17 protein-coding genes and 1 tRNA gene are annotated in these 20552 nt (G+C 42.2%); 6 read left to right on the top strand and 12 right to left on the bottom strand.

From position 1 onward, the window contains the following. Window positions 1–52: 52 nt before the first annotated feature. A complete protein-coding gene (locus HXT44_RS00195; RefSeq protein ID WP_421782892.1) occupies window positions 53–1513 on the bottom strand; it encodes a Sau3AI family type II restriction endonuclease in 1461 nt (486 codons plus the stop codon). Window positions 1514–1622: 109 nt separating this feature from the next. Beyond that, on the bottom strand, window positions 1623–2897 hold the full coding sequence (gene dcm, locus HXT44_RS00190; protein WP_064621731.1) for a DNA (cytosine-5-)-methyltransferase: 1275 nt from the start codon (window positions 2895–2897) through the stop codon (window positions 1623–1625). Between the two features lie 519 nt (window positions 2898–3416). Here dcm and HXT44_RS00185 point away from each other — a divergent pair. From HXT44_RS00185 to upp, 3 genes are all read left to right on the top strand, one after another. Then, window positions 3417–4637 carry an NUDIX hydrolase gene (locus HXT44_RS00185; protein WP_421782889.1) on the top strand — a complete coding sequence of 407 codons (1221 nt, stop codon included), beginning with the start codon at window positions 3417–3419 and terminating at the stop codon, window positions 4635–4637. A 46-nt stretch (window positions 4638–4683) separates the two neighbouring features. After that, window positions 4684–5337, top strand: coding sequence for a hypothetical protein (locus HXT44_RS00180; protein ID WP_064621729.1), 654 nt, complete (start codon window positions 4684–4686; stop codon window positions 5335–5337). A 312-nt stretch (window positions 5338–5649) separates the two neighbouring features. Further along, entirely contained in the window at window positions 5650–6288 is a 639-nt protein-coding gene (gene upp / locus HXT44_RS00175) for a uracil phosphoribosyltransferase (RefSeq protein WP_004136544.1), read from the top strand. A gap of 145 nt (window positions 6289–6433) precedes the next feature. Here the strand turns inward: upp and HXT44_RS00170 are convergent, their stop codons facing one another. The 8 genes from HXT44_RS00170 to ftsY form a co-directional block, all read right to left on the bottom strand. Further along, window positions 6434–6853 carry a type II toxin-antitoxin system HicB family antitoxin gene (locus HXT44_RS00170; protein ID WP_012913716.1) on the bottom strand — a complete coding sequence of 140 codons (420 nt, stop codon included), beginning with the start codon at window positions 6851–6853 and terminating at the stop codon, window positions 6434–6436. Beyond that, the gene (locus HXT44_RS00165) at window positions 6853–7050 is read right to left on the bottom strand and encodes a type II toxin-antitoxin system HicA family toxin (protein WP_032841657.1); all 198 of its coding nucleotides are present in this window, start codon (window positions 7048–7050) and stop codon (window positions 6853–6855) included. Before HXT44_RS00165 ends, HXT44_RS00170 begins: the two co-directional genes overlap by 1 nt. 80 nt (window positions 7051–7130) lie before the next feature. Then, the gene (locus HXT44_RS00160) at window positions 7131–7925 is read right to left on the bottom strand and encodes a type 1 glutamine amidotransferase (RefSeq protein ID WP_421782887.1); all 795 of its coding nucleotides are present in this window, start codon (window positions 7923–7925) and stop codon (window positions 7131–7133) included. A gap of 5 nt (window positions 7926–7930) precedes the next feature. Beyond that, window positions 7931–9349, bottom strand: coding sequence for a MurT ligase domain-containing protein (locus HXT44_RS00155; protein WP_421782885.1), 1419 nt, complete (start codon window positions 9347–9349; stop codon window positions 7931–7933). A gap of 15 nt (window positions 9350–9364) precedes the next feature. Further along, on the bottom strand, window positions 9365–10825 hold the full coding sequence (gene dnaB, locus HXT44_RS00150) for a replicative DNA helicase (protein WP_415707386.1): 1461 nt from the start codon (window positions 10823–10825) through the stop codon (window positions 9365–9367). Window positions 10826–10890: 65 nt separating this feature from the next. Continuing rightward, the gene (locus HXT44_RS00145) at window positions 10891–12252 is read right to left on the bottom strand and encodes an MATE family efflux transporter (protein WP_004110141.1); all 1362 of its coding nucleotides are present in this window, start codon (window positions 12250–12252) and stop codon (window positions 10891–10893) included. A 420-nt stretch (window positions 12253–12672) separates the two neighbouring features. Then, window positions 12673–14451: an ammonium transporter gene (locus tag HXT44_RS00140; protein WP_415707385.1), complete on the bottom strand. Its 1779-nt coding sequence runs from the start codon at window positions 14449–14451 to the stop codon at window positions 12673–12675. A gap of 162 nt (window positions 14452–14613) precedes the next feature. After that, entirely contained in the window at window positions 14614–15795 is a 1182-nt protein-coding gene (gene ftsY / locus HXT44_RS00135) for a signal recognition particle-docking protein FtsY (RefSeq protein ID WP_421782882.1), read from the bottom strand. A 188-nt stretch (window positions 15796–15983) separates the two neighbouring features. On the opposite strand from ftsY, the gene HXT44_RS00130 reads away from it, so the two are divergent. Both HXT44_RS00130 and HXT44_RS00125 read left to right on the top strand, forming a co-directional pair. Next, window positions 15984–16244: a glutaredoxin domain-containing protein gene (locus tag HXT44_RS00130; RefSeq protein WP_004110149.1), complete on the top strand. Its 261-nt coding sequence runs from the start codon at window positions 15984–15986 to the stop codon at window positions 16242–16244. A gap of 71 nt (window positions 16245–16315) precedes the next feature. Continuing rightward, a tRNA-Lys gene (locus HXT44_RS00125) sits at window positions 16316–16388 on the top strand. Window positions 16389–16539: 151 nt separating this feature from the next. On the opposite strand, the gene HXT44_RS00120 is transcribed toward HXT44_RS00125, so the two are convergent. Then, window positions 16540–17955, bottom strand: a complete 1416-nt coding sequence (locus HXT44_RS00120; RefSeq protein WP_004110152.1) for a DUF4032 domain-containing protein — start codon at window positions 17953–17955, stop codon at window positions 16540–16542. A 249-nt stretch (window positions 17956–18204) separates the two neighbouring features. Then, the gene (locus HXT44_RS00115; protein ID WP_004110155.1) at window positions 18205–19332 is read right to left on the bottom strand and encodes an ABC transporter ATP-binding protein; all 1128 of its coding nucleotides are present in this window, start codon (window positions 19330–19332) and stop codon (window positions 18205–18207) included. Between the two features lie 240 nt (window positions 19333–19572). Between HXT44_RS00115 and HXT44_RS00110 the strand changes: the two genes are divergently transcribed. Next, window positions 19573–20532 carry a DsbA family protein gene (locus tag HXT44_RS00110; RefSeq protein ID WP_421782880.1) on the top strand — a complete coding sequence of 320 codons (960 nt, stop codon included), beginning with the start codon at window positions 19573–19575 and terminating at the stop codon, window positions 20530–20532. Window positions 20533–20552 lie beyond the last annotated feature (20 nt).

Here is a 20552-nt window from a genome sequence, read left to right as displayed (position 1 = left end):
TCTTAAGGATTGGAAATTGAAGCTGTAATCACCTGATTATCTCGTGCACCAGCTACTGCGATATCTGACCAATATGCTCAGCAACTATTTTGGCAATGTACAGCCTATCTAACCACCAACATTGTTTGGTGATAGTTTCACCGTTTGGAAGAGTTATAACATCATTGCCATTTTTACCATGTGGCCTCATATGAAATACGTGATTGAATGACATCTTAGGGAGCTGATTCTCATCCGTTCCATAGCCAGTAGATTCACCAGATATCATAATCTCATGCACTTTATTCCACGCAGGCGCAACATATTTTTCAACATCTTCTTCTGGCATATTCCATAGAAAACCACCAACTAAAACATCATCTTTATAGCAAGTTGATTTTCTATTTTTCCCGTTGCTTTTAAAAACAACAAAATAGAACTTATTATTCTCAAAAAACTTATACAATCGCGAATCATGCCACTGCATATTTGGATCTGCTAATTCAGCCCAATCATCCTCTTTTAACGCAGGAAAAGACATATTCTGCTCTGGTTTACCGTCATCATACAAAACAGTAGTTTTTAGTTGAGTCACACTCGCTGCAGCAAACTGTTCAATTTCTTCTATTTTGTTCTTTTTTACACCCAACATCTTCAGTGCAAGCTGCGAATTAAAAGAATAATGCGTTTTAAGCTCCACATTAAATTTGTTGGCCAAATCAGAAATTTTAGAACCAACATATTGCCCAATCTTGTTTTGCACATAATCATTAAGATTTTCGTTAATAGATATTGGCAACCGTTCAAAAAGATCACCTTCACCTAAAACTCTTTGTGCAACAATGGTCATATAGCTAGGCTTATACGAAAACGCGCGTTGTTTTGCGCGTATATATTTACTTTCAAACCCACTTGGCGCAGGAGCGTCTCTCAACGACTTTGCAGCCGTTTCTCCCTTAGTGCAAGCAGCAAGATAATTGGTATCAGACTCGCTTAACCTATCTGCATAACCAGAAGCCACCTTGTTTTTTATGTATTCCCAATCTTTACGAATTGTTTCTAGCTCACCAGGTTCATATTTCAATACAAAAGAACCGTAAATAGTGCAATCAAGTCTGGATTGGTTGGCTTTATCAGTCCTGTTATCAAGATAATAAACAATAATCATCTGACGCGCTTTTTGCCAAAATGATGAGTTATCAAAAACCTCATTACACAGCGTCAAATAGTTGATAATATCAACGACCAAACGTTCTTTAGCAACTATCTTCTTTTTCTTGTTCGAACGAATCGGCGTGACTTTTAATTCATAAAATTCATCAGCAACCATAATATCCGGTTGTTTATCGGAATTTATAGAATACCCGAAAACTGATTCTTCAATAATATTGCCTAAAGAACCCTTGTTGCCTGCTTTTTCACCACGACCAGTTTTATCAATCTCGCGAAAAGTTTTGCCATTGATTCCAGTAAGAAGAGCGGTTATTTCGTCAATGTCCGAAAACTTGCGATTATCGTCTATATGATTAGACATGCTTCCCACCATTCTGCATCTTCCCTGTCACAACTTTATTTATTACATTTTCCTATTAACTCAATTCCTACGCAACCCACAAATAAGCATAATTATTTAGATATGAATTTTATGCCGAAATGTCATTAGCGAGAACTTCGCCAATTTTATGCGGAATACCAGTGACCAATGCGTTTCCCATGCAAAACGCTCTATGTCCATCGCTCATTCCATCATTCGTCCAACCTTTAGGAAACATTTGCAACTGGTCTAGCTCATCTGGAACAAGTCTTCTCAATCTGCCATTTTGCATAATAACATGTTTGGTTCTGCTAGCGCTTTTCCCACCTTCACCTGTAAGAATAGTTCTGCTTGGTGCATCAATTTTATCTGGAAAAGCAACAGGACCTTCGGAATACATGTACTCAAATCCATTTGAAGCTGTTCGCAACTCCCTTTTACCGCCTTTAAGATACTGCCAAGAAGCAAGCTTATCTTCTTCAATCCAATATTCTTTAGGCACTTGATTGGCATCAACTAGAACGCTACCTAATGTCATTGCATTGCCAGAAAACACAGCATCCGTTTTAACGGTATAAACTATTCCATCTTGCATAACACCAGCATTCTGAAATAGGCTCACCTTAGCTTGTTTGCCAAAATCTTGAGATATAACATACGGATTGTCACTAATAGAAAATTCATATTGCGCAGCATTTTTTTCTGCAACAGATACTGGAAAAGCTCGTGCAATAACACCATTTTGTAAAAGCCGAGAAAGCTTGTTAGGCCATTTTTTAGAATCATGCTCTGCAAAAATATACACACGTCTACGTCTTTGAGGCATTCCATAGTCAGCAGCATTAATAACTCGCCACTCTACGCTGTATCCTAATCGAAAAAGACAAGAGAGAATAATTGCAAAATCCCTACCACGCTGTGCAGCAGGTGATTTTAATAGACGATCAACATTTTCAAGCAGAACATATTTAGGATGGCGTAATTCCAACATTTTGTTAATGCTCCACCACAGAACTCCTTTTTTGCCGTCAATTCCGGAAGATAATGCTAAAGGTTTTGCCACAGAATAATCTTGACAAGGAAAACCACCAACAAGCATGTCAAAATCTGGAATATCACATTCCCCATGTTCGAATTTTTTGAGCACTTCTGCTATATCTTCATTAACACAGCTACCTTTGCCAAAACGCTTCTCATAGCACCTCCACGCAAATTGCTTGGATTCTTGCCCGGCAGGCTCCCACTGATTTGCCCAAACTGTTTTGAAAGGTCCTGCTGGTTTTGCAGTAAAATTGTTTCCCTCAGAAGGCGTATACCCTTCAAGCCCAAGACGAAACCCGCCTACTCCCGCAAAAAGTTCAGCAACTTTTATTGTCTTGGACATACAAACCCTCACAACACTAACAAATTTCAATAACTACATAACTTAGTATAAATTCAATACACAAAAAGATCAAATTTTACTAAACTGTAAAGCCCAATTCCGAATCTGATTTTTCTGCTTCAATAAAACATATTTAAACCATTTGCCAGTTTTAGGATGTTTTTTAAGTAATTATTTGTCAGTTTTGGAAAGTTTGGGTTATCTAACGATCTGATTTACTCAGCGCATCTGCATTACAGCCATAAATGGGGGGGTATCACAGTCACGGAAGTCAGAATGACTGTCATAGGTCTACGCATCACGGTCAAAATACGTAATATCACAGTCAAAACGCGTAAGATCACAGTCAAAACACGGCCAATCACAGTCAAAATATAGCCAATCACAGTCAAAAATCGAAAAAATGACAGTCATAACACTTTTATCACAGTCACGACTTGTACAAGATATAAAACATAAAAGATATAAAACATAAAGCACAACTAAAAGTTGCGGAAGAAAAACGGTAAAATAGTGAATATGAGTGCAACAGTAGCGAAGAGATACGTTGAAGCGGCTGGCGGAATTATTTACCGCATGCGCAAAACTACTAGCAAAGAAAGCAAGACTAGCAAACCGAATAGCAAAAATCCAAATAAAGATTTTGGTAATGCTGGCAGCGAATCTAACGCTTGTAATCAAGTGTTAGATAATCAAGTGCTAGACGAAAACAACATAGAGCTTTGCCTAGTCTACCGTCCTAAATATGACGATTGGAGCTGGCCAAAAGGAAAGAATGAGCCAAACGAATCGCATCGCCACACAGCCGTGCGCGAAGTTGGAGAAGAAACAGGATATTCAGTCACGCTAGGTCCACACATTGCCAAAATAGAGTATCCGCTTGAGCGCGAAGGCAAAAAGTCTTCCAAGAACAGCTCATCAAATAATAGCCAAAATCGCAATTCCCAGCCGGAAGTAATAAAGCGAATCCACTACTGGATGATGCGCTTAATCGACAAGCCAACTGCAGCAAAGCGTCTCCCTGCTTTCGGACCAATTAAGCCAGCAAAACCTACTGAAATTGGCAATGTTTTATGGCTTACTCCTTCTCAAGCGCGAAAAAAGCTTACGCACGATAGCGACCGTGAAGTGCTAGACGCTTTCTTAGAAAAGCTCCACGCAGGTAAAGCAGAATACAGCACGTTGCTTCTAGTGCGTCACGGAAAAGCTGAGTCTCGAAAAACTTGGCAAGGAAGCGAAGCGACTCGACCAATCACACCTCTTGGAGCAGCCGCATCATACGCTCTAGGACGCGAGCTTGCCTGCTACGCGCCGAATAAGATCATATCGTCACCTTGGAAGCGTTGCGTTGAAACGGTTGCGGCTTTTGCACACGACTCTTCACTTCAAATAGAACAGGTTGCGGAACTTACTGAAGACCATCACGAGAAACAACCAAAATCTACATTGTCTGTGCTTATAAACGAAATACAAAATCTTGAGTGTAACGCACAAAATACAAGTAAAACTAGCAATGCAAGCACAACTAACAACGCAACCGTCATATGCTTGCACCGACCGGTTATTGGCACTTTCTTTGATTATTTGCGCGAAATAACAAAACCTAGAGCACACAAGCGCATACTCAGTCAAAAATCTCCATATATGCCTACAGGAAGCGCAATAGTTTTGCACATAATTAGTACTCCTAAGGGTGCTCGCATTATTGATATTGAAAAGGTTCTGCCAAGTGTCTACTAGTTTAAATTCTCAATCGAGTTCTATTCATTCAAGCAGATCTGCTTTTATGCCAAGCCCTACAGGAGCTTCACGCCCAAGCCGACCTGCACAAATGGATCCTGCAATGCTCGCGCAGATTGAAGGCGGCACGGATCCGCAGGTTGTAAACGAAATTAGCCACACTTCCGCTGCCGTTTTGCTTAACCGCGTTCATAAAACGCAGTCGCCGGAAATCGTTGAGCGCGTGCTGAATTTGGTTGAAAATGAGGGCATTGAAGTTATTGCAGATTTGTGGAGCCATGCGGAAGCAGAGTCTATTCCTGGAATGTTGTGGCGACTGTACTTACTGCGCATGTCTCTACGAAAGCAGCGCGAAGCTTACGCCGAGTACTGGAGCCTTGGCGAACCTGAAACAACAAGCGCATCCGCTATTACAGGAATTGACGAAGCTCCTACAGGAGAAGATATTGCGCGACTTGCAGATTCTATTCTTTCTGGTGCTTTTACAGGCGATTTTGCTGTAGCGCTTTACCGATCTTCAGCTTTTACTTCGATTATTGCGCGCGGAATGCAAGTTTACGCAAAAAAGTTAGACAAACAAGCAAATACAATGCACACGCAGAAAATTGCAAAAGTTTTGCATATCTCAGCAAATATGCACGCACTTTCGTTATCTTTTGCTCATGGAGCGAAATTATGGCGCGCAGGAAAATTGGAATAAATTATTTGCGATTAAAATTATGCGGCGCGTGAAAACAGAAAACAAGGTATACTCAAAATGATGCTGGCTTGTGTTTAAGCCCCGGGCTCCATTTTTTGCCGCTGCGAGCGGCGTTTGCGCCGACAGGCGCTTTCGCAAGTCAGTATCGTTTCTGCTCTGAGTCTTGAATTTTAAGTTTTAGATTTTATATTTTAGATTTTGCTAGCTAATTTTAGATAAAATATATATTTTACTCACATTTGTTTATATTTTGCGCAAAAATAACGGCACGCCGATAGCTTAACATGCCATGCTTGCATTACCCTAGAAGGTATGGATCTTCATGTTTTACATCATCCGCTGGTGGACCACAAGCTCACCGTTTTGCGTGATAAGAATACACCTTCTAATATTTTCCGCGAGTTGGTTTCCGAATTGGTAACCCTCGAAGCATACGAAGCAACCCGTAATTTGGAAGTTAGCGATCGCGAGATTGAAACTCCTATTTGCAAGATGACTGGCAAGCATTTGAACCGCCCACGCCCAATGGTTGTGCCGGTTTTGCGCGCTGGTCTTGGCATGCTCGATGGCATGACTCGCCTTCTTCCAACCGCTGAGGTTGGATTCCTTGGCATGAAGCGCGACGAGCAGACGCTCGACATTGTCACTTATGCCAACCGTTTGCCAGAAGATTTGACCGGTCGTCAATGCTTCCTTCTTGACCCAATGCTTGCCACTGGTGGCACTCTTATTGCCGCTACGCATTATTTGGCTGAGCGCGGCGCTAAGGATGTTACTGCTATTAACATTTTGGCAGCCCCAGAAGGCTTAGAGCGCTTGGAGAAGGAACTTGATCCTTCCATCGATTTTAAGGTTGTTGTTTGCGCTGTTGACGAGCATTTGAACGACAAAGCTTATATCGTTCCAGGTCTTGGCGACGCTGGCGACCGCTTGTATGGTTTGATTGATTAATGCACTCACCAAATCAAGCGAAAACTAGAATCAAAAACTACAAAATAGCCTGCTGATTTGCAACACTTTGCAAGTTCAGCAGGCTTTTGTGTTAATTGATTGCACAATATTGCATTACAAATCAGATAATATAGCTCTAATATAACTAAGCTTTATTCACAGCTCCTTTAGCATATAAAGATTCTAAAGCATCGCGTAAAGTCCCACTGTAGCTGATGCCAGCTTTTTGCGCCCAAGTGTCAAGCCAAGCTGGAAGAGTAACATTTTTGCGAACTGACTGAGAACCGTATTTTGCAGCATAAGAATCCATATCAAGCGCAACCATAGATAACTTTGAATTAGGATTTTCTACAACAATATCATTAATATCGCTAGCTTTTGGCGCAGTCTTGCCACTTTCTAGTTCTGTAAGAACCCATCCGCTTGCTGCGTCTTCTGCCATAATCAAAGCATCTGCAAGATTACTACCGCCAGTTACACACCCTGGCAAATCAGGAACTTCTGCAACAAAACCCCCACTATTATCTTCGTATGGAGTAAGAATAACAGGATACGCTAATTTCATCATTTCACCTTTGTCTCACTAATTCCTGCCTGGCGCCAGATTGACTTAACAACCGATGGGTTAATATCACCTGGATGTTTAGGCACTGTGACTTTACCCGTTTTGGTTTTATGTACGAATTGGCAATGACTTCCACGCTGTGCAAAAAGTATCCATCCGTCTTTCTTAAGACGTTTTTCAATCTCTTTGTATCTCATAAAAAGATTATACACACTATGCGCATAGAATAAAATAATTGATCAAATTTTTACTAAATCATACATACGCCTATGCTCATTTACCGCGGACGAGTTACGGCCACTTCGCGAGCGCGCTCTGCTAATTCGTCTAGTTTCGCAAGCTCCGCGCGTTGAGCATCAGTTTGCTTTGGCGAAAATTCGCCGTAACGATTTTGCGCAGCAGTACGGATTAAAAAGTCAGCCAGACGCGGATTTTTCGGCAAAACTGAGCCGTGCATATACGTTCCAATAACATTGTATTTGCGCGCTCCTTCCGTGTGATCCTTGCCATTATTACCGCAATTTTCACTATCAACCGAGCCAAGTGGATGAGTATCACCCTCCAAGCTTGTGCGCCCAGAATGATTCTCGTAGCCCACAATATCGCCAAAATCGTCGCTATGTTCCACAAGATTTCCAATCATGCGCACATCTTGACCAACCGTATGCTCGCCAAGTATTCCAATTCCTTTAAGCTTTTGACCTTCAACGGTTTCAAAATACTTTCCAAAAAGCTGGTAAAGCCCACAAATCATAAGCATTGGAACGCCATCTTTTGCAAGCCCACGAATCGCGTCTGCTCGCGCAAATAAATCTTCAGTGACTCTGCTTTGACCATGATCTTGACCGCCGCCGCCAAGAATCATATCCACGTGTTCTGGCCATAAATCGCCAACATTGTACTCGTGTAGCACAGGCTCGTAGCCATACAATTCCGCTCGGCGCATAATCGTAAGCACATTCCCGTAGTCCCCGTAAATATTCATGTCTTTCGGGTACAACGACACAATATCTAGCACGCGATTTTCTTCAAAAGTAGCATTTGCTTTACTAATATCACTGGAACCATTCATGACAATTACTTCCCAACTCCAACGTCTTTAACTTCCGCAAGTTGTGCTAAAGCAGCGCGCACGCGAAGCATGGCAGTATACGTGCAATATATGCGTTTAGCATTTTTAGCGTTGCCACTAAAATCGCCGTTTACAAAAGCTTTAGCATCTTCTTCCAAATCCGTATTCACATTGCGAGCCGAGACTTTATCGTATTGCAGACGCAAAGCCATATCCCATGCGCGAGTACCAGAAACGCACTCAACTCCAGTGCCGCTAAAGCTTGCAAAATCAACGTCCCACAGCCAGCTCATATCTCTACCGTCCGCATATTCGTCACAAATTGCAATCATGGTATCGTGATTTTGCGGATGATCCGAAGCAATCGCAAGTCTAAAACCAATAGGATTCTTCACTAAAACAAGCTCAACAGGAGCGCCATTAACTTCAATTACTTCTCCTCTACCAAAAGCAGGAGTTACGTGCGAAATCGCTTCCATAAGCGCGTCGTCGTCGAATTTTTGCAGCGCAGAATTTTGTTTTGTAGCATCCGCTAATATAGCGCGAACTACTGTTGCAGCTGCAGCAGCGTTGAAAATGTTGTAAGCGCCGTCGAGTTTTACAGATGTGGTTTTACTCTTGCCATCAAGTATAAACTCGGCCTCATGGTCTCCAACTTTTGAAAGCACAACGTCTGCTTTAGGAAGATTGTTAGCCTTGCTTTCTGCAGTATCTTTGCAATTTTCGCTTTTTTCAGCAGTATTGTGCAAATCATCATCCGTTGGGAACATGCTTTTTACTGCGTCATCCAAACCAAAATACCGCACACAGGTCCCGGAAGGAACAACTTTTGCAAGCGCGCAAATACGTGAATCTTCGCGATTTAGCACTACCGTTCCTTCAGTTGCTGCAGCTACATTGCTTAATAGTTTTGCAGTTGTGTCAATTTCGCCGAATCGATCGAGCTGATCTCGCATAACATTTAGCAATAAAGAATAACGAGGCTTGATTTGATTTACAAAATGCACTGCGTACGCTTCGTCGAGCTCTAAAACTGCAATATCTGCATTTAATTTTGTACCAAAAGCCGGCATTATTTTTGCAAGAGCTGCCACTACTCCTCTAGTAAAGTTTGAACCGGTTGGATTAGTAAATACATTAAGCCCTGCGTCGCGCAGCATAGAAGTTACCATACGCGTTGTGGTAGTTTTGCCATTAGTTCCGGAAATAAGAACTATTCCGTATGGCAATGATGCAAGAGTACGCGCTAGAAAGCCGGAATCAAGGCTCTCAATAACTTTCCCCGGCAATGCGCTTCCGCCATGATGTAGCACCCTAGAAAGAGCGCAAACAAGTTTACCAGCAGCAGGCATTGCAAAACTGTACCAATGCTTATGCAAATTTTGACGCAACTTTTTATGCGATTCATGGTCGCGGCTTGACATACTAAATCACACCCCTTATTGCTGGTAGTCTTGCGGCATATCCATGAACTTGGAAGTTGCACCCAAGAAGGCAAGATTAAACGTGTCAGTAGGGCCGTTACGATGCTTTGCCATAATGATATCTGCTTCGCCTGGGCGATCTTCCTTATTGTAAAAATCAGGGCGATGCACTAGGAACACAACGTCAGCATCCTGCTCAATAGAACCAGATTCGCGCAAATCTGAAAGCTGTGGTTTCTTGTCGTTTCGCATTTCCGGTCCGCGGTTGAGCTGGCTTAAAGCCACAACTGGCACTTCAAGCTCTTTTGCAAGCAACTTAAGCGCACGTGAGAATTCCGAAACTTCCTGCTGTCGGCTTTCCACGCGCTTGCCGGAACTCATCAGCTGAAGGTAATCAATAACTACCAGTTTCAGATCATTAGTTTGCTTCAAACGACGGCATTTTGCGCGAATTTCCATCAAGCTCATATTTGGACTGTCATCAATAAAAAGCGGAGCGTTTTGCATTTTTGTCCAAAAAGTATTAAGAGTATTCCAACGATCTGGAGTAATATCTTCCGCTCTTCGCATAGCAGCAAGCGGAATATTAGTTTCTGCAGCAATAATGCGCTGAGCCAATTCCACTTTGCTCATTTCTAGAGAGAACACAATAGACGTCATATTGTGGTGCAGTGCTGCTGAACGAGCGAAATCAATGCCAAGTGTTGACTTACCCATAGCCGGACGACCAGCAACAACAATCATTTGACCAGGCTGCAAACCTTGAGTAACTTCGTCAATATCTCTAAATCCAGTCGGCACACCTTGCTCAAGTTCATGATTTTGCATTTTATCGAGCTGATCAAGAGTATTTTGCAAAACTGAGCCAATAGCAACGTAATCTTGACGCACTTTGCCGGCACTCATCTCATACACTTCTGATTGCGCAAGATTTACAATATCTTCTGCTTGCGCTCCGGAAGCAGAATAGCCCATTTGCGCAATTTTTGTGCCAGCAGTAATAACGTTACGAAGAACAGCATTTTGGTGCACAATATCTGCGTAGTACATTGCGTTTGCGGCTGTTGGCACAGAAGCTACTAGGCTGTGCAAATAGTCAGCTCCGCCAACTTTATCGAGATTTCCATCTTTCATTAATTCGTTAGCTACAAGCACAACGTCAACAGGCTGTGAGCCAGCGAAAAGCGTAAGAATAGCATCATAAATTGTTTGGTGCTGCGGTAAATAAAAATCTGATGTTTCAAGCAATTGAGACACTTCGCCAATAGCATCTTTGCTCATAAGCATTCCGCCAAGCACAGCCATTTCTGCATCGACATCGTGAGGAGGCACACGATCAAACAACGTAGCACCTACTTCAGCACCACGATTTGCAACGCCAGAACCATATGCAGAGGCGTCACCATTGCCACCACGATTGCTCCCTACGCGGATAACATTGCCTTTAGTAGATTGCCACATATCATTATCTGCCATAAAAACGAGTATAAACGCGCGCACGTATTATGAAAAAACGTAAATGTATTAACACAAAACTTTATTTACATTTTTAGCGCAGAGTCCATCCACGTATCATTTCTTATGCGCAAACTATTGCCTATTGCACGCCCCCCAATATAAACAGCATTTAAAACAACCCATAAAGTAATAGTTCTTACCACGTCATTAGCATCGACGACGACATCGAAAACGCTTGTGAGCGCCAAAAATGTTAAATACACAGCAGCCATTACTGAGCAAGCTTTTGCTAAGTAACGGTGATCGCCTGCGCCAATTAATACGCCATCTAGTGCCCACATCCATCCAGCAAGAGGCAAGAACAATCCTAATATTGTCATACCTACAGAAATTAAAAACTGGATATCTGTATGCTGACTAAATAGTGGCGCGCAACTCCAACCCACGAAAATCATGAATAAACCGACTCCTACGCTGCTTACAGCTCCCACTTGAGCACAAATACGCGTAATCATTCCTGCGCGCTTACGACAGCCTGCACCTAGTGCTGCAGCAACAATAGTCTGCGCAGCAATACCAATTGCATCTAAAATATTCATAACAAAATTCCAACAAGAGTTAGCAACCTGATACGCGGCGAGAGTATTAGTACCGAGATGAGTCGCAGTAACAACCGTAGCTACCATGCACACGCGCAATGCAAGTGTACGAACAAACAAAGGCATACCAGTTCCAGCAGAATGTAGAATATGCTGGAAATGTGGTTTGAGACGCGCACCACTTTGAGTAGCCCAAATAACTGCAGGAATAGTGAGAACAAGTCCCATGTACCATTGCGCAATCATTGTTGCAATACCAGAACCAGCGATTCCCATGTTGAGACCAAATACTGCGATTACATCGAGAATGGTATTTAGAACAGCTCCACTTACAGCAGCAAATAATGTTATGCGCACGTTGCAAAGACCGCGAAATATGCCATTTGCTGCATACACGAGCAACATCGCAGGCAATCCAGGCATAACCATTTGTGTGTAAACAATAGCATTTTGCAACGTAGAGCCGCGCGCACCTATTGCGTAACATAACGGTTCAGCGGCGAAAATAAGTATGACTGTAAGAATTATGCCAAGCAATAATGCAAGCCACAACCCATCCATACCAATGCTAAAACCTTCTCGACGCTTACCTGCGCCTAAGAGACGCGCAACCTGTGAAGTTGTATTGTAAGCCAAAAATAAGCAGAGACCTGTAGTAGTAAGAAGTACCGTTGATCCAATAGAAAGACCCGCTAGAGCACTTTTGCCAATATGGCCAATAATAGCAGTGTCAATGAGTACAAATGCCGGCTCAGATATGAGCTGTCCAAAAGTCGGTACAGCTAGTAGCCAAATATTGCGCAGTACGTCTTTTTTGTTCTGGTTGTCCAACTTTTGATTTGTCATAATGCTTCATTCTACTGCTACTTTGTCACGCTTGCATAAAAGAAAATTGCAATAGGCTAACAAATTTTATGCAAAAAGCAATTGCGAGTGAAGTAACACAAATATGCGTAAATCGCAAATAAAAATATTATTTTAAAAAGTTATCCGCAGGATATCCACAATGTTATCCCCACTATGTGGATAAATTTGTGTGATATCCACGTAGACACGCCTAAAATGTGGATAACCTATCTTTTTTATCCACATCAAGCAATTCGTGCGTGTCATATGAATAACTTATTCATTAAAAATAACTTATTAATTAAAAACTTGATTTTAAATTAGCAAAAATAGCAAAACCGCATATCTTAGATAAGACATGCGGTTTATACCAACATAATTCGAACTTGCTGCTAAATCATAACGCTTACGCACATGCGTCTATTCTTTAGCACTATTATTTCGTTTTTCTGTTTTTTTATTCTTTTGCGATGATTCATCTTTTTTTACAGTTTCAGACTCTTCTTCAGAAGAAGACTCTTTTTGCTCAACTTCAGATTTAGAATCAACCTCAGAATCGCCTTGCTCAGGATTTGCCTCAGATTGATTAACCATAAAATCAGATTGTTCAACCTCGTTTTCACCCATATCAATATCAACAGAAGTAAGAACAGCCATTTGAGTTTTATTTGCATCATCAGCTGCAACAGCAACTACAGCGCCATCATGACTTTGTGCAATAGAAGAAAAATCGTAAGCACGCTCTCCTTGATCAACCAAATCAACGCCCTTACGTTCCTTAGCTTCCGAAATACGCCATCCAAAAAGCTTTTCAAGAACAAAAGCTAATACTGCAGTTACAGCACCTGCATAAAGCACCGTAATCCCAATTAAGCACAGTTGTGCAACTAACTGATGCCAATCACCAACAGCGAGTAATCCAGAACCATCAGCAAATAAGCCTACTGCAAGCACACCAATAAGCGCAGCAACACCATTCACGCTAACTACATGCAAGGCACCATCGTAGCGCACAAAAGTACGAGAGTGAGTCACTAGAGAAGTAATAACACCAGAAAGAACACCCAAAACTAAAGCCCACAATGGAGCAATAACATCCGCGGCTGCAGCACTTGCAGCCAATCCAGCCATAACACCAGACGCAGCTCCCAAAGCAGTAAAGCATCCAGAGTGTAAACGTTCAGTCACACCCCAGGCAAGCATTGAAGCAGAAGCAGTTATTGTGGAACTCACCCAAGCATAACCTGCAACTCCAGGAACGCCTGCAGAAGAACCAATCATTAACCCAAGCCAACCGAACCAAATCAAGAAAACGCCAAGCATAACGAAAGGAACATTATGCGGATGGCGAGCAGCAACACCATTTTCAACGGCTGACTGCGTTGCAGTGGATTCAGCAGCAACCTCAGTCACTGTAGCAACTGGAGAGACAACAGTCTCACTAGCAGCATTTTTAGCATGCTCAACATCAGCCCACAATGCGCGCGATAAACGACTTTTAGGATTACGCGAATTAGTAGCTCCAGAATTAGCATTGCCACTCGTATGCGCAACATTCTTAATATGCAAAACAAAACGCTTAAGAGGGAAGTGAGCATGTCCGCCAATAATCATAACAATTGCAAAAGCCGAAACAGCCGCAGCAATATGCAATATAGAGCCACCCGCGAAGTCATGCACTGAAATACCTAACGCCTGTGAAATAGCACCATTAGGCGAAAGCAATCCACCACCGCACACCATATGTGCTAATGGAGCGAATACTAAAGTAATCCACACAGCTACGAAAATAAGCCAAATAGCGTAACGCACTCGACCGGCTAAAGCTCCAGTAATAAGCGCTACTGCAACAACAGCACATGCTAAACGAAAAGCTGCAGGAATGCCGCCAGATAATCCGGAATTTGCGTCCATAGACGTAAACACACCATGATCTGCCACCATCGAATCACGGAATAGCAAACCACTCAATGGATCACCTATAACACCACCAGCCATATCTTTGCCAGCAAAAGCTAACGACCATCCCCACAGCGTCCAAACCAGTGTGGTTACAGAAATAGCGCCAGCTGAAAGCATCATCATATTCACCATGGAAGTAGCGCGTTCACGGCCTCCATAGAACAGGGCAATACCCGGCGTAATAATAAACACCAACGCGCCAGCCAACAATGCCCATTGCGGATCCATTGTGGTCATTTTTCACCTCAATTATTTGAAACAGCGCAACAATAACATCATTGCAGCTTAAGTATTACTTTATATAACTATTGTACCGAGAAACTCTTATAGCCAAAACTCATAAAGACTTTAGTGGAACATTAAAAACTACCACTCATGCAACTACATCAATGCTCAGCATTAAGCGAGCAAACCGTCTACGAAGCTTTGAGCATCAAACGGCACTAAATCATCTGGTCCTTCGCCAAGACCTACTAGCTTAACCGGTACACCAAGTTCACGCTGTACAGCTATAACAATTCCACCTTTAGCGGAACCATCAAGCTTAGTAAGGACTACGCCCGTAATGCCAATAGCTTCAGCAAATACTTTTGCTTGAGACATGCCATTTTGACCAGTAGTAGCATCCAATACCAGCAATACTTCATCAACAGGCATAGTTTTTTCTATAACCCTACGAATTTTGCCAAGCTCTTCCATTAAATTTGCTTTATTCTGCAAACGACCAGCAGTATCTACAATCAATAAATCAGTTTGCTCTTCTTTTGCCTTATTCGCAGCAATAAAAGCAACAGAAGCAGCATCAGCACCATCTTTATTTGCACGAACAACTGGCACGCTTACTGCAGACGCCCAAGTTTCAAGTTGATCAGCTGCAGCCGCACGAAAAGTATCTGCTGCAGCAAACATTACTGAACGTTTTTTGGCAATAAACAATCGCGCTAATTTACCAGCAGTAGTGGTTTTACCGGTGCCATTAACGCCGACCATCATAATAACGCTAGGATGATGCGCATCTGATTTATCTACATTTAAGCGTCGATCAGCGTCTTCATCTACTATTTTCAATAGTTTCGTACGCAATGCTGAATGCACATCTTCTGAATTAGAGGTACCAGCAATGCGTGCATCTTTGCGTAGATCTTCTACTAATTCTTCACTAGCTCGAGAACCAACATCGGCCATAAGAAGAGTATCTTCTACATCTTCCCAATCTTCTTCCGAAAGATGGTCCTTGCTTATGATATTAAACAATGCACGACCAAATGGATTTGCACTATGAGCCAAACGTTCGCGAAGACGTTTAATACGCGAAGAAGTACTTTCTGGCAATAATTCAGACTTTACTTCTTCATTAGGTACAACAGCGACGTTACTTTCTATCTGTTTTTCAGATTTTTTTGTTCCACGCGCTTTAGTTTTGCTTGTATCGATTGCACTATCAACGCTTTCAGGAATTACTGGTCCATGACTATTGCTGTGAATGCGCAAAATCACTGCAACTGTTACTAATAAGATGACAATAACAACAGCCGCAGCCGCAAACCAAATTAGCATGTTCATATCCATAACCATATTCATGACATCAAGACTATGAAAGTCAAGGGACACTAGCAATATATTTCACTATTTTTTCTCATCTTTGTTACACTTCAACGTCAATATGCTTAGGTACACCTGCATCTATTACACTAGTAAAAGTAGTAATAAATAGCACGAGCTATTTATTACACAAAATTTGAATTCACAAAATCATTGAGGAGGATTTTATGTCAGATCAGCCTACCGTAAATGTATACGGTGCAGATTGGTGTGGAGATTGCAAACGTGCGAAAGCTGCGCTAATCCAGTATGGTGTGGCATTCGTTTGGCACGATATTGAAACAGAAGAGGGTGCTGAAGAAAAAGCGATTGAAATTAGCAATCAAAAGCATATTCCAGTTGTTACTTTTGCAGATAATACTTTTATGGTTGAGCCATCAGCAACACAAATAAAAGCAAAACTTGAGTCACTCGGAATACTGCAATAAATATATGTAACACGCATAAGTTAACACGATATTCACTTCGTCGATTGAATGTAGTACACTTAGCATTTGTTGCCCCTTTAGCTCAATTGGCAGAGCAGAGTCCTTTTAAGTCTTGGGTTGTGGGTTCGAGTCCCACAGGGGGCACTTTTTTATACCCAAATTTAGGGTAAGCGAGTAAACTGCAATAAAAAAACGGGGAGTTGAAGCTCCCCGACGAAAAATTCACTTAAAATCAAAGACGGCAATCAATGCCGTACTTATTGAGAATTAGCTAATTACGTATATAACACAATACTCAACTTGCCCAAACACTAGCATCTTGATCATCTTCATCTATATCGTGACCTACAGGTGCTGGAGAAGAATACGTGTATTCATCATCCACAACGCCAGAATCAGCATCTGCATTAATAGCAGCAAGAACATGCTTATCCATTTTGTACTGAGGAAGCACATTTTTAATATAGCTTGTCACAGCATCTTGCATAGCAACGTCATGGCCAACTTTTTCTGCCATAAACCAACGATGATCCAACACTTCATGGAAGAACTGAGCTGGTTCAATTTGCGAACGGAATTCAGGAGGTATCATACGAACTGTTGGCTCGAAAATTTCACGCATCCAATCAGTTGCGACGATTTCCAGCTCTTCACCTTGACGCCATGTAGAAGTGCGATATGCATCCAAATCGTTTAGCAGCCTTCGAGCCTGATTCTCTTGAACATCCAATCCAGTAAGACGAAGAAGCTTACGGGAAGCATAGCCAGCATCCACGACTCGAGGTCGAACCAAAACCCTTCGACCATCTTCTGAAGTCTTCATCTCCAACTCATCAACATCGAAACCAAGCTCATTTAGACGATTAACACGACGTTCAATTCGCCACATCTCATCAGGACTGAACTTATCAACGTCAGTAAGCGTACTCCAAAGCGAATGATAGCGATCTACTAGACGATTGCCTATACTGATTTCATCTACTTCTGTCGGTAAAAGCTGACCGGAGCTCAAATCCATAAGCTCACCAATAATGTTGGTTCGAGCTAAATCGATATCGTATTCTCGTTGACCTTCTGTTAAACTTCCATGCAAATCACCAGTTTCTGCGTCAACTAGGAATGCAGAAAAAGCATCTGCATCTCGCAAAAACAGCACGTTGGAAAGCGATACATCGCCCCAATAGAAGCCAGAAAGATGCAAGCGCACCATAAGAACAGCAAGCGCATCGATAAGGCGCTCTGCAGTATCCGGACGCAACGTACGAGCAAATAATGCACGATATGGTAGTGAGAACTTCAAATGTTTCGTAACTAACATTGCCTCAAGCTTTTCACCATTAGCGTCATGGCGTCCTGCAACAACAGCTATAGGAGTAACTGTAGGCAACTCAAGTTTACGAAGCCTACGCAAAAGCTCATACTCACGTTCTGCAACTTGACGAGTAATTTCCTTCATTGCATACACTTCATCGCCAACGTGAACAAATCGCACAACGTGGCGAGAAATACCACGCGGCAAATTCACGAATAAATCAGCAGGCCATTGAGAAAGTGGTAATTCCCAAGGCAGTGTAAACATTTTTGGATTTGAACTAGCCGCAGTAATCTTCAGTGCCTGCGGCTCTTGAGAAGACGCATTCTCGTCCTGTGCAGATACCGAAGTTGCTTGCACAGCACGCGGGTCTAATTGAGGAGCGTCATTCCATTCCATAAAGTTTATTTACCAATCAAGCTCATGCCAACGATATCACTGCATTCCAGATAAACACAGCTCAACCACCGACGAATTATTGATAACAACTATATATAATAAGCGATGCATTGTAATGATGTATTATTGTACACTTATTATGCTGCTTTTTTGTGCCAAAAACGGGGTTCGCGTCATATTGCGAACCCCGCTCTATACCTTATACCGAAAGTTTGCTCATTAGCTTATATAAGCAGGCAAACCAACGTTTTAGTTCAAACGCAACTCCGTAGAAGGTGCGAACAGATGCATCTTAGATGGATCAATCTTGATCTTCACGGTGTCGCCAACCTTTGGAAGAGCACGTGGGTTCACGCGAATAGTCGTGAGCTTATTTTGATCAGACATCATAGTAGATGCTTCCTCAGGAGAACCATCGGTGATGATATTGCCATAGATATAGCCATCAGAACCGAGATCTTCCACGTTCATTACCTTCAAGGAGAACGCATTTGGATCATCGGATGTTGCCAAGCTTGCATCTTCTGGACGGAAGCCAACAATAATCTGTCCGTTATCTTCTGCAGTGAGCTTGTCAACAGCCTCAGCTGGAAGAAGTATAGAATCCTCACCAATCTGAGCTCGACCGTTTACAACTGGATGCTGATTGATATTCATAGATGGTGAACCAATGAAGCCTGCAACGAATACGTTTGCAGGGCGGTCATAAAGCTCAGTAGGAGCTCCAACCTGCTGCAATACGCCAAGCTTAATCACTGCAATGCGATCGCCCATGGTCAAAGCTTCGGTCTGATCGTGGGTAACGTACAGAGTAGTAACACCAAGCTGACGCTGCAAAGCAGCAATCTGAGTACGAGTCTGAACGCGGAGCTTAGCGTCGAGGTTGGAAAGAGGCTCATCCATGAGGAATACTTTTGGTTCACGAACAATTGCGCGACCCATAGCAACACGCTGACGCTGACCACCAGACAAAGCCTTCGGCTTACGATCCAAATACTCTGTCAAATCCAACACTTCTGCAGCTTTTTCAACACGCTTGCGGATTTCTTCCTTAGGAACACCAGCAATCTTCAAAGCAAAGCCCATGTTATCAGCAACTGTCATATGCGGATACAGTGCATAATTCTGGAAGACCATTGCAATATCGCGATCCTTTGGCTGCATTGTAGTAACATCCTGACCACCGATGAGGATACGTCCTTTGTTAACCTCTTCAAGACCTGCCAACATACGCAAAGTAGTTGACTTACCGCAACCAGATGGACCAACGAGTACGAGGAACTCACCATCTTTAATAGTCATGTTCAAGTCATCAACCGAAGGCTTATCGTTGCCCGGGTATATACGAGTCACATGATCAAATACAACTTCTGCCATGATATGTCCTTTCATCGGCAGGTACGTGCCGAACGATCCGTAGTGAAGGGTGTGCACTCATGACCCCAATTCCTACATCGGCGGGTATCAATCGTCCACAGTTTACTTACCTGGTCCATTGAAGGTTCTCTTCGTTGAGCCATGCCTTAATATATCATGTTTATCTTAGAAAAACAGCAAAAAATCAGTATTTTGCATAAACTCGGCGTGTCGAGTAAGGCGCACAAAAGGAGAATAACTATGGATCAACAACAAGAAACAACAAATAATGAAATGCAAAAATCAAATACCCCTTATAGTAAAAGCTTAATTGGCATCGTAATAGCACTAATTATTCTTGCATTCGCTGCAGGAGCTGGGTTTATGACTTATTACAATTCAATCAATAAACCACAAGTAAAAATTGAAAATCCAACGACCAATAAGCCAGATACACAAACTGAGGATACAGCAGACTCCCAAATAACCAAAGAGATTAAAAAATTGCCTTCTTCTGACATCCCACCAGCATCTAATTTACAAGGCGGAATTCTTCTTAGCAAGGATGGGTACGGCAAGCAAGCTGCTGGTGCTCCTACAGTTGCTACTTATTTTGATCCTTTGTGCCCTGGTTGCGGATCCTTTAATCGTACTGTTGATGAAACTTTAATTAAAATGGTTGAAGCAGGTCAAATTAACCTAGAACTTCACCCAATGTCATTCTTAAATCGTTTTAGCTCAGATCAATATTCTTATCGCATCTCAGGCGGTATTGCCTATATCGCTTCGCACGACAACGATCCAAAGCATTTGCTTAAGTTCATCAATAGTATTTTTAGCGAAAGATTCCAGCCGGAAGAAGGCGACGGATACCAAGCAACACCAAATAAAGCTCTTATTGATTTAGCTGAAGATGCTGGAGTTGCAGATAAGATTGCGAATGAAGCATTTAACTTACACTATGTTAAGTGGCAAGAAGTTATTAATGAGAATACTCCAGAAGAAAAAGCTTTATGGAATGTTTCTGGCTCTAATAAAGGCGCTATGACAACTCCAACAGTAACAATTAACGGTAAGCTAGTAGATCTCAATGCAGCTTCTGAAAAGCAAATGGATCCTTTGGAAGCTATATTAAAGTCTTTGGGAATCGATAAAAAATATGTTGGCAAATCTGGTCATATGCCGAAAGTTACGTATAAGAGTAAGCCGCTTGAATTATAAATAAAATTAAGTAATCTCTA

The organism is Gardnerella sp. DNF01198P (assembly GCF_049244165.1).
Taxonomy (GTDB): Bacteria; Actinomycetota; Actinomycetes; order Actinomycetales; family Bifidobacteriaceae; genus Bifidobacterium; species Bifidobacterium swidsinskii.
The sequence above is the reverse complement of the archived record's forward strand: the minus strand, read 5'-3'. Positions and strand labels throughout refer to the sequence as shown.

Excerpts from the sequence above, each read along its gene's own strand:
- HXT44_RS00140 (WP_415707385.1), bottom strand. The coding sequence starts at position 14,451 with ATGACCACAATGGATCCGCAATGGGCATTGTTGGCTGGCGCGTTGGTG.
- dnaB (WP_415707386.1), bottom strand. The coding sequence starts at position 10,825 with ATGGCAGATAATGATATGTGGCAATCTACTAAAGGCAATGTTATCCGC.
- HXT44_RS00115 (WP_004110155.1), bottom strand. The coding sequence starts at position 19,332 with ATGGCAGAAGTTGTATTTGATCATGTGACTCGTATATACCCGGGCAAC.
- dcm (WP_064621731.1), bottom strand. The coding sequence starts at position 2,897 with ATGTCCAAGACAATAAAAGTTGCTGAACTTTTTGCGGGAGTAGGCGGG.
- HXT44_RS00180 (WP_064621729.1), top strand. The coding sequence starts at position 4,684 with ATGCCAAGCCCTACAGGAGCTTCACGCCCAAGCCGACCTGCACAAATG.
- HXT44_RS00155 (WP_421782885.1), bottom strand. The coding sequence starts at position 9,349 with ATGTCAAGCCGCGACCATGAATCGCATAAAAAGTTGCGTCAAAATTTG.
- HXT44_RS00120 (WP_004110152.1), bottom strand. The coding sequence starts at position 17,955 with ATGGAATGGAATGACGCTCCTCAATTAGACCCGCGTGCTGTGCAAGCA.
- HXT44_RS00170 (WP_012913716.1), bottom strand. The coding sequence starts at position 6,853 with ATGAAATTAGCGTATCCTGTTATTCTTACTCCATACGAAGATAATAGT.
- HXT44_RS00185 (WP_421782889.1), top strand. The coding sequence starts at position 3,417 with ATGAGTGCAACAGTAGCGAAGAGATACGTTGAAGCGGCTGGCGGAATT.
- HXT44_RS00160 (WP_421782887.1), bottom strand. The coding sequence starts at position 7,925 with ATGAATGGTTCCAGTGATATTAGTAAAGCAAATGCTACTTTTGAAGAA.
- HXT44_RS00195 (WP_421782892.1), bottom strand. The coding sequence starts at position 1,513 with ATGTCTAATCATATAGACGATAATCGCAAGTTTTCGGACATTGACGAA.
- HXT44_RS00165 (WP_032841657.1), bottom strand. The coding sequence starts at position 7,050 with ATGAGATACAAAGAGATTGAAAAACGTCTTAAGAAAGACGGATGGATA.
- upp (WP_004136544.1), top strand. The coding sequence starts at position 5,650 with ATGGATCTTCATGTTTTACATCATCCGCTGGTGGACCACAAGCTCACC.
- ftsY (WP_421782882.1), bottom strand. The coding sequence starts at position 15,795 with ATGAATATGGTTATGGATATGAACATGCTAATTTGGTTTGCGGCTGCG.
- HXT44_RS00130 (WP_004110149.1), top strand. The coding sequence starts at position 15,984 with ATGTCAGATCAGCCTACCGTAAATGTATACGGTGCAGATTGGTGTGGA.
- HXT44_RS00145 (WP_004110141.1), bottom strand. The coding sequence starts at position 12,252 with ATGACAAATCAAAAGTTGGACAACCAGAACAAAAAAGACGTACTGCGC.
- HXT44_RS00110 (WP_421782880.1), top strand. The coding sequence starts at position 19,573 with ATGGATCAACAACAAGAAACAACAAATAATGAAATGCAAAAATCAAAT.